General features: G+C 64.0%; 16 protein-coding genes and 1 pseudogene. 5 read left to right on the forward strand and 12 right to left on the reverse strand.

The features are described from left to right. From PVZ78_RS19805 to PVZ78_RS19820, 5 genes are read right to left on the reverse strand one after another with little or no spacing between them, the layout of a single operon-like run. Positions 1–264 carry a bacteriocin immunity protein gene (locus tag PVZ78_RS19805; RefSeq protein WP_038631508.1) on the reverse strand — a complete coding sequence of 88 codons (264 nt, stop codon included), beginning with the start codon at positions 262–264 and terminating at the stop codon, positions 1–3. A gap of 5 nt (positions 265–269) precedes the next feature. Next, positions 270–344, reverse strand: coding sequence for a bacteriocin immunity protein (locus tag PVZ78_RS31830; protein ID WP_115344063.1), 75 nt, complete (start codon positions 342–344; stop codon positions 270–272). A gap of 47 nt (positions 345–391) precedes the next feature. Further along, the gene (locus PVZ78_RS19810; protein WP_337960406.1) at positions 392–685 is read right to left on the reverse strand and encodes a pyocin S6 family toxin immunity protein; all 294 of its coding nucleotides are present in this window, start codon (positions 683–685) and stop codon (positions 392–394) included. Continuing rightward, on the reverse strand, positions 646–897 hold the full coding sequence (locus PVZ78_RS19815; protein ID WP_038631509.1) for a bacteriocin immunity protein: 252 nt from the start codon (positions 895–897) through the stop codon (positions 646–648). The genes PVZ78_RS19810 and PVZ78_RS19815 overlap by 40 nt, the downstream gene beginning before the upstream one ends. Before the next feature lie 7 nt (positions 898–904). Continuing rightward, a complete protein-coding gene (locus tag PVZ78_RS19820) occupies positions 905–2,221 on the reverse strand; it encodes an S-type pyocin domain-containing protein (RefSeq protein WP_273829113.1) in 1,317 nt (438 codons plus the stop codon). Positions 2,222–2,482: 261 nt separating this feature from the next. On the opposite strand from PVZ78_RS19820, the gene PVZ78_RS19825 reads away from it, so the two are divergent. Continuing rightward, positions 2,483–3,706, forward strand: a complete 1,224-nt coding sequence (locus tag PVZ78_RS19825) for an MFS transporter (protein ID WP_124339925.1) — start codon at positions 2,483–2,485, stop codon at positions 3,704–3,706. 6 nt (positions 3,707–3,712) lie between these two features. On the opposite strand, the gene PVZ78_RS19830 is transcribed toward PVZ78_RS19825, so the two are convergent. Both PVZ78_RS19830 and PVZ78_RS19835 read right to left on the reverse strand, forming a co-directional pair. Further along, the gene (locus PVZ78_RS19830; RefSeq protein WP_257374257.1) at positions 3,713–4,207 is read right to left on the reverse strand and encodes a PaaI family thioesterase; all 495 of its coding nucleotides are present in this window, start codon (positions 4,205–4,207) and stop codon (positions 3,713–3,715) included. A gap of 45 nt (positions 4,208–4,252) precedes the next feature. Beyond that, complete coding sequence (locus PVZ78_RS19835) at positions 4,253–4,690, reverse strand: hypothetical protein (protein ID WP_443218359.1); 438 nt, start codon at positions 4,688–4,690, stop codon at positions 4,253–4,255. Between the two features lie 176 nt (positions 4,691–4,866). Between PVZ78_RS19835 and PVZ78_RS19840 the strand changes: the two genes are divergently transcribed. Then, positions 4,867–5,394, forward strand: a complete 528-nt coding sequence (locus tag PVZ78_RS19840) for a DUF1993 domain-containing protein (protein WP_023968808.1) — start codon at positions 4,867–4,869, stop codon at positions 5,392–5,394. Positions 5,395–5,618: 224 nt separating this feature from the next. Continuing rightward, a complete protein-coding gene (locus PVZ78_RS19845; protein ID WP_009048313.1) occupies positions 5,619–5,948 on the forward strand; it encodes a hypothetical protein in 330 nt (109 codons plus the stop codon). Positions 5,949–6,373: 425 nt separating this feature from the next. Here the strand turns inward: PVZ78_RS19845 and PVZ78_RS19850 are convergent, their stop codons facing one another. Beyond that, the gene (locus PVZ78_RS19850) at positions 6,374–7,270 is read right to left on the reverse strand and encodes a DMT family transporter (RefSeq protein WP_273829115.1); all 897 of its coding nucleotides are present in this window, start codon (positions 7,268–7,270) and stop codon (positions 6,374–6,376) included. A 127-nt stretch (positions 7,271–7,397) separates the two neighbouring features. On the opposite strand from PVZ78_RS19850, the gene PVZ78_RS19855 reads away from it, so the two are divergent. Next, on the forward strand, positions 7,398–8,732 hold the full coding sequence (locus tag PVZ78_RS19855) for an aminotransferase-like domain-containing protein (RefSeq protein ID WP_273829116.1): 1,335 nt from the start codon (positions 7,398–7,400) through the stop codon (positions 8,730–8,732). A gap of 37 nt (positions 8,733–8,769) precedes the next feature. Here PVZ78_RS19855 and PVZ78_RS31835 read toward each other — a convergent pair whose 3' ends face one another. From PVZ78_RS31835 to PVZ78_RS19870, 4 genes and pseudogenes are all read right to left on the reverse strand, one after another. After that, positions 8,770–9,633: a methyl-accepting chemotaxis protein gene (locus tag PVZ78_RS31835; RefSeq protein WP_371356844.1), complete on the reverse strand. Its 864-nt coding sequence runs from the start codon at positions 9,631–9,633 to the stop codon at positions 8,770–8,772. Continuing rightward, positions 9,628–10,398, reverse strand: a pseudogene (locus tag PVZ78_RS31840) (MCP four helix bundle domain-containing protein); the annotation flags it as partial. The gene PVZ78_RS31835 and the pseudogene PVZ78_RS31840, both read right to left, overlap by 6 nt. A 318-nt stretch (positions 10,399–10,716) precedes the next feature. Beyond that, positions 10,717–11,424 carry a DUF6602 domain-containing protein gene (locus PVZ78_RS19865; RefSeq protein ID WP_009048317.1) on the reverse strand — a complete coding sequence of 236 codons (708 nt, stop codon included), beginning with the start codon at positions 11,422–11,424 and terminating at the stop codon, positions 10,717–10,719. 142 nt (positions 11,425–11,566) lie between these two features. Next, positions 11,567–13,012, reverse strand: coding sequence for a SulP family inorganic anion transporter (locus tag PVZ78_RS19870; RefSeq protein WP_273829117.1), 1,446 nt, complete (start codon positions 13,010–13,012; stop codon positions 11,567–11,569). A 179-nt stretch (positions 13,013–13,191) separates the two neighbouring features. Between PVZ78_RS19870 and PVZ78_RS19875 the strand changes: the two genes are divergently transcribed. After that, the gene (locus tag PVZ78_RS19875; protein ID WP_273829118.1) at positions 13,192–13,551 is read left to right on the forward strand and encodes a hypothetical protein; all 360 of its coding nucleotides are present in this window, start codon (positions 13,192–13,194) and stop codon (positions 13,549–13,551) included. Positions 13,552–13,638 lie beyond the last annotated feature (87 nt).

Here is a 13,638-nt window from a genome sequence, read left to right on the forward strand (position 1 = left end):
TTAAGCCTCCTTGAAACCCGGCAGGTGGTTGGCCGAGCGCCACTCTTTCACGGTCTTGATAATGCCCTCGGCGGAGCTGTCGGCGCCGTTTTCGGGGTAATAGATCAGGTCGGAGCCGGCGGGGTGCTCGGTGATTCGCTCGAACTCATCGAGTAACGGGTCGAGGACTTCATCAGGAGCCCCTTTGTTTGCAGCGAATAATTCCTGCATGAATTCTATGAATTCAGCTTCGGTGTATTCATCCAGGCGACTTTTGGCGGCCATTGCTTTTATGGCTCCTTGAACCCAGGCAAGCCGTTTGCCTTGCGCCACTCTTTGACGATTCGGGTATCCAGGATGGACATGGTTTTTCCTTCATGGAGGGTGTGTCAGGCCGTTCATATAGCGTTGGTCAGCAGTGGCAGCTGATGTACAGCTCCAGATCTTTGGGGAGTGGGATGGCTGTAAGTCGTTCTATGGCGCTGGCTTGCTCTTGGGTGAGGAGGTAGCTATGTACGGCGTCTGCTTCGCTCTGCCAATCCATGATCGGCATCAGTATTTCTGTAGTGAGAGTCGGTAGTTTTGTCTCGAATACAGCGTCGTCACTGTTTGTAGGTGCGCCGTGTATCTCGAATTTCAGTGGGGCTTTCCCAGCGCGAAATACCGTCACGACTTGAATCCTGGTAGCCCATTTGCCTTGCGCCACTCTTTAACGGTCTTGGTTATGCCTTCGGGGGAGTCATCAGCCCCATCTTCTGGATAGAAGATAAGGTCAGTACCGTTTGGGTGCTCGGTAAGCTGTCTGAATTGCATCAGTAGTTCGCCAAGGTCTTTATCGGAACCACCTTCGTTGATGACGAGTATCTTGTGGATGAAGTTAACGAATTCGGTCTCGGTGTAATCGGAGATTTTTTTCATGTGGCGCCTACCGATTTCTGTGAATGTTGATGTGATTTTTAGGTGTGGTTACCCGTAAATTGTCTACGTTATAAACCTCACCACCATCCGCAATTTGCTCAATATGGTGCAACTCGAAAGTACCTCTTTTTCCTACTGCGTCTCTATCGCGAACAGCTGGTGCATTACCTGTACTTAGGCGCTTTTGGGCACGCTGATTAAACTGGCCGAACAGTGTAGGGTTTTCACCAACGGTCCTCCAAAATGCTCTCCGAAAAGCATCAAAGCTTCTGAACTCCTTCCCGCGCAACTGATCAGCAATCTCCGTGGGTATCGGAGAGCCCAACCCGGAGCCGGCCCCAGCAAGCCAGACTCCATTTATATCCTGCCCCTGACCCGTAACCACACCGGGCGTCTTGCGCACGCTCAGTACGATATAGAGCGGCAGAACCCCTGACCCCGGCGGGAACACCAGGATGAAGTCCTTGTATTCCGGCGGGTAGATCGGGTCGACGATGATGGTGTCCGCCTGTTCGGTGGGCGGAAAGATCCAGATGTGCGGCGCCTGGGGCGCGGCCTCCAGTGGGGGGATGCCGGAGGTGCTGGATGGGTCCACCGCTGGGGTCCAGATCAGGGTGACGCCGTCGCCGAAGTCGGCCACCTGTTGCTGGCCTTTGGCAACGAAGCGCACCACCGGGACCATTTCCCAGCCACGCTGCTTTTGCGTGTTGTAGCCGTAGCCCTTCAGCGTGCCGTCGGGCCGTTGTTCGATATGCAGGCGCACGCGGGTGCGGCCTTCTTTCAGGGTGTCGAGTTGCTCGGGCGTGTACAAGGCGCTATCGCCCAGGCTCGACGGCCAGAGCATGGCCACCACGCCAGCCAGGGCACCCGCGACAACTCCGCCGGTTGCCGCGCCAACCCCGACGGACGCCAATCCCTCGCCACCCAGTGCAAGGCTGCCCAGCGCGGCGGGAAGGGCGCCGCCGCTGATTTTCTTGAGCGGGATATTCCCCGTCGCGTCGGCTCCACGACCACCCAGCACGACAAGCTCGCCATAGTCCTTGATGGCGTCGGTGGGGATCACCCCGGATGGGCTGAGGTAGTCCATGACCCCATCGGGCAGCTTGCAGGATTTGGTAAAGGTGCAGCCGGCCATCGCCTGTTGCTTGCGGGGTGGGCTGGCGAGGCTGTCCGCATAGGCTTGTTGGCGGGCCAGCATCCGCTCATAGGCATGTTGCCTGGCCTCTTGCTCCGCCCGTTCGCTGGGCGTCATGTCTCTATAGGTGACGTGGTGCCCGTCGCCGGAAGGGGGATTCTTGATCGGGGGGAGTCTGTTGCGGGCCATCGAGGGCTCTGCCTGTCCATCCGTTGCGGTTTTCCGGCCAGAGGCGGGATGGCATCAACCCTATTGAGTCGGGCGGGGCATTACTGTGAGAGGAATCTGAAAGGTTTGAAGGGCGAGTCTTTATTCTTGCGGGCTGGTGGTCAGGCGATTCTGGCCAGCCAGTGAATGCCCGGGCGCTGGGTGCCGCTCCAGCCCATCTATGCTGCCGCACCGGGTTCCTGCTTAAATGCCAGCGCCTATCCACTCAGCGCGCCTGACACCATGAATACCTTCAAGGACGAACTTGCTCTCACCGAGCCGCCAGCCGAAGCAGCCTCGATCCGTCGTCGGTCGTTGTTTGCCGGCTGTGGGGCCCATGCCATCCATGATGGCCTGACCGACCTGATCTATGTCTTGCTGCCCATCTGGCAAAGCCAGTTCGGCCTGAGCTTTGCCCAGGTCGGGCTGTTGCGTGGGGCCTATTCAGGGATGATGGCCGGCTTTCAGCTGTTGGCCAGCCGTGCGGCCAGGCGCTGGGGGCGTGAGCGTCTGCTGGTGGGCGGCACAGCACTGGCGGGGATGGCCTATCTGCTGGCGGGGCAGGCCGGGGGCCTGACGGTATTGCTGTTGGCCCTGCTGTTGGGTGGGCTGGGGGCGAGTACCCAGCATCCGCTGGCGTCGTCGATGATCACCGACACTCACGAGGCCGGTGGCGGCGTCAAGCAGGCGTTGGCGCAGTACAACTTTTCCGGCGATATCGGCAAGACCCTGATTCCGGGGCTGGTGGGCCTGTTGCTGACGCTGCTCAGCTGGCGTGCCAGCGTCACCCTGATGGGGCTGTTGGGGCTGGCGGCCGCCGGGTTGCTGTGGTGGTTGATTCCGGCGCAGGCGGCGGAGTCGTCCAAGCCCGAGAAGAGCGCCAAGGTAGTCAGCGGAAAAGGCTCGGCCAGCGGCCTGCGGGCACTGATTGTCACCGGCACGCTGGACAGCGCGGTGCGCATGGGTTTCCTGACCTTCCTGCCGTTTCTGCTGAAAGCCAAGGGCGCCGGCACGGCGGGCATCGGCCTGGCGTTGACGATGCTGTTTGTCGGCGGGGCCTTCGGCAAGTTGCTGTGCGGTTACCTGGGCGCGCGCATCGGCATGATGAAAACCGTGTGGCTCACGGAGTTCACCACGGCGCTGTTGATCGTGCTGGCGGTGTACTTGCCCTATCTGGGCCTGATGGTGGTCTTGCCGCTGCTGGGGCTGGCGTTGAACGGCACCTCGTCGGTGCTTTATGGCGCGGTGCCGGACCTGGCGGGGGCGGGCAAGCGCGAGCAGGCATTCGCAATCTTCTATACCGGCACCATCGGCGGCGGGGCGCTGGCGCCGGTGCTGTTCGGCAGCCTGGGGGACGTCACTGGCGTCCCCGTCGCGGTGATGGTGCTGGCGGCTACCTTACTGCTGACGTTGCCACTGTCCTGGTTCGTGCAGCGCGGCCTGGACGCGGATGCCCGGCTGGCCTGAGCCGGCTCAGGCTTCGCGTCCGTGGGCTGTTGCGGCCAGTTGCTCGGTATCGACCCGCACAAAGATCGAGTCGCCAACCGCCGTCAGCACATCGCCAGCGTAGACCTCGCAGATCACCCGGCTCTTGCGGCCGAGTTCGCCTTCGACCTTGGCGCGCAAGGTCAGGGGCACGCCCATCGGCGTCGGCTTGATGAATTTGATGCCGAGGTTGCCGGTCACGCAGTTGATCCGCGGCAGGCTGTCCAGGGCGCGTCTTTCGGCGCGGTAGTGGTAGGCCATGGCGGTCCAGTTCGAGTGGCAGTCCACCAGCATGGCGATCAGGCCGCCGTACACCAGCTCGGGCCAGCCGCAGTATTGGCTGTCCGGCAGGTGCTCGGCCATCACATGCACCCCATCCTCATGCCAGTGGCTCTTGATGTGCAGGCCATGGGGGTTGCTGCTGCCGCAACCAAAACAAACGCCGTCCGGCGCGGTGCTGTCTTGCAGGGAGAGTGGGTGCATGTGTCTTTACCTTTTTTATTGTTGGAGAGGGCCCTGGCGAAGCTCTCAGGCCGCCGCTTGTGCCTGTATCTGCAGGTCGCCATCGACCTCCTTGACCAGCCCGCTGGCCAGCAGCAGCGGTAGCAGGCGCTTGTGCAACTGCGGCTCGACGAACTCCTTGACGGTGTCCAGCGCCAGGTTGCCGCTGGCTTCCAGCTCGGCCTTGGTGTAGGACAACCAGGCCTTCTTCAGCACCAGCAGCACGTCGCTGCCGGCGGTGGTGGCGAAGCGGCGGTGGGTCACCCGGCCGTCGAAGTCGAAGCTGTGCTGGTAGGCATAACCGCGCTCGTCGCCCGCGCTGGCGACACAACGACCGCAGGTGCATGCGCCGTCGCCGAAGGCCGTGCGCAGGTAGGTGTTGAAGTCCACCACGGGCTTGAGCCCCAGGCGCTTGTCGACTTCGAACAGATCCCCGGTCATTTTTGCTTCACTGCTCAAGGTCATTTTCCTCATGTTCAGGCGGTGTATTACGTCAGGGGCGCACCTTAACAGCCAGATCGGCGGACGGGTACTTTTCTGCCGCCATCGGGGCCGGATTGCCATCTGCTAGGATTCTCAGCGCGCTGCCCCGGGCGCGCTGCCTGCACCTTGTCCACCGCTGATTCCTGCGAGGAGAAAGTATGTCGATTTATGCCATGACCGTCCCCTGTTTCGCCCAGATGCTGCGGGCGTTGAACAGCTTCTTGAACAAGGGCGAGGAACATGCCCGCGAACGGCACTTCGACCCGCAGGTCCTGCTGCAGGCGCGCCTGGCGCCGGACATGTATGACCTGGCGGCGCAGGTACGCTTTACCTGCACCCAGGCCCGGGAAGCGGTCCAGCGTCTCAGCGGCCTGCCGGTGACCGGGTTGCCGGCGCCGGCCAGCATGGCCGAGGCCAAGGCACTGATCGAGCAGACCCTGGCGTTCCTCGCCGAGGCGGATCGAGCACTGATCGAGAGCAGCGGCCAGCGCGCCGTGGCCATCGAGCTGCCCAACGCCATCGCCTTCGACATGACCGGCGAAGAATACGCCCGCAACTGGGCGACGCCGCAGTTCTATTTCCACCTGGTCACGGCCTACGACATCCTGCGGCATAACGGTGTGCCGCTGGGCAAGGCCGAGTACGCGCAGCATATGTTTGCCTATCTGCGCCAGCCGCAGGGCTAGCGTCGGCTACCGGCCTAGATATCCCTGCCGAGAAAACTGTCGACCGAATATCGCGGCGCTGCGCCAGTGGTTGCTGCCCGAGGCCGGCCGCGGCGTGAGCCGTGAACAAGTGGCCATTAAAAGAGCGGCACATTGCCTTCTCCGACACGGCGTCGTGCTGGCCCCGCAAGCGCCGAATCACCGCCAAAATCACTTTAATTTCAGGTGGTTAGGTAGATCGAAAAATGCGCAATGTGTGGATGACGCTGACCTCGTTCGCCTTGGTCAGCATGGCTGTCGCGGCCGAGGGCAAGGAGTTGCCGGCCAATGACCGGTATGTGTGCAGTTGGGGCGCGGGGACGGCGGCGCGGGCGCAGGAGCTGAAACTGTCGGGGGTTTCGCTGTATGCCGCGCGGCAGAAGCTGCAGACCTACAAGTTCAGCAAGGGCTGGATGCGCATGCTGGCCCTGGGCATTACCGAACAGACCTACGACAGCCCCTCGCGGGCCAAGCCGGCGACGGTGCGGCAGAGCTTTTACGACGACTGCGTGCGCTACAAGCTGGCGCGCAAATAACCCGAGGGGAAGGCGTGCGGGGTGGCCGGTTGCCCGGGCTGCCATGCTGGTACGGGCGCCGGCGATCCTGGGGCGAGGCACGTCGGCCTTGTCTCATGCCCCCGGAGCTTTGGCCCATGGGCCGACAGAACCCGCCGCCATCTGATCCGTATTTTTCTTCGTCACCTGCGTCTGTATCGGGATCAGATCCGGCCTGACAATGACGCACCCCTCAGGCGCACCGGCCTGCCGGCTGGAGCCTGAGGCGGCGTTCTGCTTTTCGCGTTGGCGAAAACCTATTGTTCAGGAGGCCTTTATGGCGAAGATGGCGATTTTCTTGTTTGGATTCTTGGCGCTGACCATTGCGATTGGTCTGCTGGCGACCATCTCTCCGGTCTGAGGGGACACCTCAGGCCAGCCCAGTCTCGCCGAGGCGGGCCGAACCGCTATTTCGAAAACTTCCTCGCCCCGGCCACACACAAAATCACTGCCACGGTCACTCCCAGCATGCCCAGGCTGACCTGTTCATGCAGCAGGGTGGCGGCCAGGGCCAGGCCAAAGAAGGGTTGCAGCAATTGCAACTGGCCGACGGCGGCGATCCCTCCCTGGGCCAGCCCGCGGTACCAGAAGACAAAGCCGATCAGCATGCTGAACAGCGCGACGTACGTCAGGCTCAGCCAGGCGGGCAGGGTGATGCCGCTAAACGAAGACGGGGCACGAAGCAGGCTCAGCACCGCCATCACCGGCAGCGCCAGCACCAAAGCCCAGGAGATCACCTGCCAGCCGCCCAGGGTGCGGGAGAGCTTGGCGCCTTCCGCGTAACCCAGGCCGCAGACCAGAATCGCCAATAGCATGAGAATGTCTCCGGCCGGCGCGGCGCTCAGCCCCTGGGACACGGCAAACCCCACCACCAGCAGGCTGCCCAGCACCGAGAACAGCCAGAACACCGGCCGCGGCCGCTCGCCGCCGCGCAGCACGCCGAACACCGCGGTGGCCAGGGGCAGCAGGCCGAGGAAGACGATGGAGTGGGCCGAGGTCACGTACTGCAAGGCCAGCGCGGTCAGCAGCGGAAAGCCGACCACCACGCCGAGGGCGACTATCGCCAGGGGCCACAGCTGGCTTCTACTCGGGCGCTTTTCCTTGAACAGCAGCAACAGGCACAAGGCCAGGACGCCGGCGATGCTGGCGCGGGCCACGGTCAGGAACAGCGGGTCGAACTCCAGCACGGCCACCCGGGTGGCCGGCAGCGAGCCGCTGAAAATCAGCACGCCGATAAAGCCGTTGAGCCAGCCGCTCGCGGCTTTTTGTGTGCTGGGGTGTGGCAGGGGCGATGTCCGTTCCATTCAGGGGCTCAGCTCTGTTCAAGGGTAAGCGCCGCGCTTCAGGGCGAGATTGCGCCTGGGCTGCTCAGGCCCCATCCTAGGAGTGCCAAGCAATACAATCAAAATATTGTCATGGATACATTGCCCTATGGCCCGTGCCCGCTACAAACAACTGGTCGATGGTTTTGCCGCCGATATTCGTGGCGGTGCATTGCCGCCGGGCACCCGCCTGCCGACCCACCGCGAACTGGCCGCCAGGGAAGGGCTGGCCCTGGTGACCGCCTCACGGGTGTATGCCGAGCTGGAGGCCATGGGCCTGATCAGTGGCGAAACCGGGCGCGGCACTTTTGTCCGCGAGACCGCGTTGCCGCCGGGGCAGGGCGTCGACCAGCAGGACACTGCGGCGGGCACCCTGGATCTCAATTTCAACTATCCGGCGTTGCCCGGGCAGGCCGAAGTGTTGCGCGGTGGCCTGCGCCAGTTGGCGGCTGCCGGTGACCTGGAGGCGCTGCTGCGCTACCAGCCCCACAGTGGCCGCAGCCACGAGCGGGCCACCGTGGCCCGGCATCTGGCGTGTCGCGGGTTGCAGGTGGAAGCGGACCAGGTGTCGATCGTCAGCGGCGCCCAGCATGGCCTGGCGACCACGGTGATGGCGCTGCTCAAGCCCGGCGATGTGGTGGCCACCGATGCCTTGACCTACCCGGGGTTCAAGGTGGTGGCCGAGGCCCACGGCGTGGAACTGGTGTCGATTGCCCTGACCGAGCACGGCCCCGACCTGCAGGCTTTCGAGCGGTTGTGCCGCAGCCGGCGGGTGCGGGCGGTGTATGCCATGCCGACCCTGCACAACCCCATGGGCTGGGTGCTGGACCTGGCGTGGCGGGAGCATTTGGTACGGATCGCCCGGCAGCATCGGCTGCTGATTATCGAGGACGCCGCTTATGCCTTCCTCGCCGAGAATCCACCCGCGCCTCTGGCGGCCCTGGCGCCGGAGCTGACGGTGTATGTGTCGGGGTTTTCCAAGAATGTCGCCACCGGGCTGCGGGTCGGCTTTGTGGTCGCGCCGCCGGCCTGGGTGCCGCTGATCGAGCGGGTGATCCGCGCGACTACCTGGAACACTCCCGGGGTGATGACAGCGCTGGTCTGCAACTGGATCGACGACGGCACGGTGCAGCGCCTGGAAGCCGAGAAACGCCAGGACGCGACCGCCCGCCAGGCCCTGGCCAGGGAGGTGCTGGCCGGCCTGGCGTACATCGGGCATCCGGCGTCCTATTTTCTCTGGCTGCCATTGCCCGAGGAGGTGCGCGCCGATCAGGTGGCGATGGCCTTGCTGCGGGAGAAGGTCTCGGTGTCCACCGCCGAGCCCTTTGTCAGCGTCGCGCCGGTGCCCCACGCCATCCGCCTGGCCCTGGGCTCAGTGGAGCTGGATCAGTTGCGGGTGGCATTGGAAAGGGTGCGGCAGGTGATTGGCCAATACGCCTATTGAAGGCTCCCGCGCGGCAAGGCGCGGGAGCCTGCGGCCGTCAGACCTTGAACTGAGTCACCAGGCCGTTGAGTTCCACCGCCAGGCGTGACAGGTCCTGGCTGGCGGCGTTGCTCTGGTTGGCCCCGGCCGAGGTCTGGGTCGCCAGGTCGCGGATGTTCACCAGGTTGCGGTCGACCTCGCGGGCGACCTGGGCCTGCTCTTCGCTGGCGCTGGCGATCACCAGGTTGCGTTCGTTGATCGAGGTGATGGCCTGGGTGATCTGGTCCAGGGCCAGGCCCGAGGCGCGGGCGGCTTCCAGGGTCAGGTGGGCGCGTTCGTTGCTGTGGCGCATGGCGCTCACCGCACCTTCGGTGCCTTCTTCGATGGTGTTGATCATGCTTTCGATTTCCTGGGTCGACTGCTGGGTGCGATGGGCCAGGGCCCGCACCTCGTCGGCGACCACGGCGAAACCGCGTCCGGCATCGCCGGCCCGGGCCGCCTCGATGGCCGCGTTGAGGGCCAGCAGGTTGGTCTGCTCGGCGATCGAGCGGATCACCTCCAGGACCTGGCCGATATTGCGCACATCCACCGCCAGGTGTTCGACCTGCTCGCAGGTGCGGGTCACCTCGTCGGCCAGGTCGCCGATGGAGTCGACGGTGTGCTGCACCTGCTGCCGACCGTGGTGGGCGGTGGCGTCGGTTTCCCGGGACGCCTCGGAGGTGCTGACGGCGTTGCGCGCCACTTCTTCCACGGCCGCGGTCATCTCGTTGACCGCGGTGGCGGCCTGTTCCAGTTCGTTGCTCTGCTGGTGCAGGGTCTTGCTGGAGTCTTCGGTCACCGCATGCAGCTCCTCGGCGGCCGAAGCCAGCTGGCTGGAGGAATCGGCGATCTTCTGCAGGGTGCCGCGCAGGCTGTTCTGCATGCGTTGCAGGGCGTGCAGCAGGCGCGCCGGCTCGTCGTTGCCGGTCACGCTGATGGCATGGCACAGGTCGCCGCTGGCGATGGTCTCGGCGACTTCCACGGCCTGGCCCAGCGGCCGCACGATGCTGCGGGTCAGTACGATGGCCAGGCCGACAGTCAGCACCAGCACGATGGCCAGGATCGCCAGCACCAGGCCGACGGCGCTGTGGAACACCTCGTTGCTGCGCGCGGCCGCCGCTTCACCGCCGTGGGTATTCACCTCGACCACGGTCAGCAATTCCTTGAGCATGGCGTCGGCATTGGCCAGGAAAGGGCCGCCGTCGACGATCGCGATCGCTTCGTCCTTGCGGCCCTGGCGCGCCAGGTCGAGGACGCGCTGCTGGTCCTTGAGGTACAGCGCCTTGACGCCCAGGTAGCGCGCGTACGCGGCCTTTTCCTCGGGGGCGATACTGAGTTTTTCGTAGACCAGCTGCTGGGCCGACAATTGCTCCTCGAGCTGATTGATCCGGTCCAGCAGGGCCTCGACGTCGCTTCTGTCGCGTACCACCAGCTGGCGCAGGGTCAGGGTACGGATCTGGGTGCTGGTCAGGGCCATGGCGTTGGCTGCGACGATCGAGGGCAGCCAGTTCCTGTCGACCTCGAGCGACTGCTCGTTCATGCGGCGCATTTCCAGCAGGGAGAAGGTTCCGAGCGCAACCGCCAGCAGCGCGATCAGGGCAAAACTGAGGCCTGCACGGCGGGAAATGTTCATCGATCGTAAAAGCATGACTGTGTTCCTTGTGGCGGCAAAAGGCACAACCTGCGCGGCATCCGGCAGGTTCGCAGCAAAGCGGCGCGCGCTCGGAAAGGCTCCGGGGCGTCGTCGGTTCTTGCAGGCAAGGCAGGCGGGAGGCGCATCGTGGCGCCTTCTTTATGGGGGCTTCCGGTATGGACGGGGTTGCACGGGCCCTGGCCGGAAAGGTGGCGATGATATCACAATGATGTCGCTGTTTTGACCGGAGCCCCCCGTGCTCGGCCGATGAAAAAAGGCGAGCTGCGGCTCGCCTTCTGTTTTTCAGGTATTTGCGGGGGCCGTCGGCTGTCGTCAGTCGTCCTCGGCTTCATCCAGGAGCGAGACGTAGCTCTTGATGTCGAAGCGGCTGTCTCTGTTGAAGGAAAGCCAATTGGAGAGGCTGCACAGAAACGCGAAAACCGCGCTGTCCCCGGATGCCTCGAAGTTTCCAGAGGGTTCAAAGCTGAAAAAGTAAGCGGGTTCCAGGCAGAGGATTCCTGTGGGGTAATGCTGATTTTTCTCTCTGCATTCTTCAAACAGCCACTTGGCAATGGTGTCTTTGTCCGGTCCTTTGAAAGCAATGATGTAGGACGGGACCAGGTATTCATTTCTGAAAATGAACTTCTCTTTCGACTTTTTCCGTTGTAGCTGTTGGACCGCATGGCTTTGTGCGAATGCCTCGACCTTCTGCTTCCGCAGGTCCGACTTCACTTCGATGGCGGCCGCCACGGTATCGGCAAAGTACAGCCGTTGCTTGCCGGAGGTGATGGGCAGGCTGAAGCTTTGCTCGCACTCGAGGACGATATCGATCTGGCCCGTGGTTTTTCCGTAGCCGTCCATGATGACGCCGGAGCCATAGCGGATGTTGTGCGGCAGAACCCGAGCCAGCAGGCTTTCGATGATGAGTTCCCTTTCGTTGCCGATGACCGTCGAAGGGTACTTTTGCGATTGCTTGTGCCCAAGCATCAAGTTTTCTTTCAGTGTCTCGATGCTGTTGAGCAACAGGTCTTTCCCTGACATGACTCACTCCGTCTATGCAATGTATGGGGCAAACAGCCCCGCTTGAGGCCGAGGCTGCCCGACAGTAAGGAAACGGGGCGGGGGTGTAAAGGCGTTTGTGGAGCGCCGCAAGGCCCCTGCAGGCGGCTCCGTAGGCCCGATCTCAGCCGTGCTGGATGCCCGCGCGTTTGAGCAACTGCTTGCAGCGCTCGGACAGGTGCGTCACCCGCAGGTGCTTGCCGGCCTTGCCGTAGCGTTCGCGCAGGGTTTTCAGGGCGGCGATGGCCGAGTAGTCGACGAAGCTCAGGTGGCGGCAGTCGAGGGTCACCTGGGCCGGGTCGCCCGCCGGGTCGAAGTGGCTGAGAAAGGAGGTGGTCGAGGCGAAGAACAGGGTGCCGTGGACCCGGTACAGCTTGCTGCCGTCGGCTTCCTCGTGGCTGTCGGCGTAGAGCTCGCGCGAGTGCTGCCAGGCGAAGTTGAGGGCGGCGATGACGATGCCGCACAGCACCGCGATGGCGAGGTCGGTGAACACGGTGATGATGGTCACCGCAACTATCACCAGCATGTCGTTCAGCGGCACTTTGTGCAGCACCCGCAGCGAGCCCCAGGCGAAGGTCTGCTGGGCCACCACGAACATCACCCCGACCAGCGCCGCCAGCGGAATGCGCTCGATCAAGGGCGAGAGGAACAGCACGAACAGCAGGATCATCGTCCCGGCGACCACCCCGGACAGCCGGCCACGGCCGCCGGAGCTGAGGTTGATCACGGTCTGGCCGATCATCGCGCAACCGCCCATGCCGCCGAACAGGCCGGAGGCGATGTTGGCCGCGCCCAGGGCCACGCATTCGCGGTCCGGGAAGCTGCGGCTCTCGGTGATTTCGTCGGTGAGATTGAGGGTCAGCAGGGTTTCCAGCAGGCCGACCATGGCCATCAGGAAGGCGTAGGGGGCAATGATGCCCAAGGTCTCCAGGTTCCACTGGATATCCGGCAGCACCAGGCGCGGCAGGCCGCCGGCGATATGGGCCATGTCGCCCAGGGTGCGGGTCGGCAGGCCCAGCAGGTAGACCAGCAGGCCGACCCCGAGGATCGCCACCAGCGCCGGCGGCACCGCGCGGCTCAGGCGCGGCAGCAGGTAGACGATGGCCATGGTCAGCGCCACCAGCCCGAGCATCAGCCACAGGGGCGTACCGCTGAGCCAGCGCTCGTCGGCCTTGAAGTGTTCCAGTTGGGCCAGGGCGATGATGATCGCCAGGCCGTTGACGAAGCCGAGCATCACCGGATACGGCACGATCCGCACCAGCTTGCCCAGGCGCAGCAGGCCGAAGGCGATCATGACCAGGCCGCCCAGCAGCACCGTGGCCAGCAGGTACTGCACGCCGTGTTGCACCACCAGCGCGACGATCACCACCGCCATCGACCCGGCGGCGCCGGAAATCATCCCTGGGCGGCCGCCGAACAGCGCGGTCAGGGTGCAGATGATAAAGGCGCCATACAGGCCCATCAGCGGATTGAGGTGGGCGACCAGGGCGAAGGCGATGCACTCGGGCACCAGCGCGAAAGAGGTGGTGAGTCCGGCCAGGACGTCGGCGCGAAGGCGAGCGGGTTTCATGGTTTACCTGAGAGGGCGGCCAGGAGAGCGGCCGGGGTTGCGAGGGAATGTCGAAAGGCGGCGAATGTTACGGAATAACCTCTGCGCCGGCCACCCGGGGCTTGTATTGCCGGGCGCTGGCGGCAAGACTGCGCAGCCGCACAGCCCGGCGATCGATGCCGGGCCGCCAAGGAGCCTCCATGCCATCAAGCAAACGCGAGCAGGCGCGTCTCGAACGCCGCCTGGTCGCCAGCCTCACCGACGCCTGCGAAACCGCCAAGGCGGAAATCGTCGGGTTCTCCTGGCTGACCCATGTGGCCGATCACGCGGCCTTTCCCGCCAGCCTGAGGGTGGTCTGGGTCTTCGACACCCAGGCCAGCAAGGCCCAGGCCCTGGCCTGCGGGCAGGGCGAACGCATGCTCGAACTGACAGCCATGGCCCTGCATGACGCCGGCCTGGAGTTGCAGGCGCTGGCGGCCCACGTGCGGTACGACAGCGAAGAACAATGCCAGCGCATCAACGGCGGCAACTGGAAAAAGCGCCTGGCACGGCTCGGCTGAGAGCCGCTGGAAAGCGCGGCTAAACGCCGCACCCGACCATGGTCGCACACAACCTGTCATCCATTTGGCAGGAAGCGGGGCGCCGCG

The sequence above is a fragment of the Pseudomonas sp. SBT1-2 genome (assembly GCF_028640875.1).
Classification (GTDB): domain Bacteria; phylum Pseudomonadota; class Gammaproteobacteria; order Pseudomonadales; family Pseudomonadaceae; genus Aquipseudomonas; species Aquipseudomonas chlororaphis_I.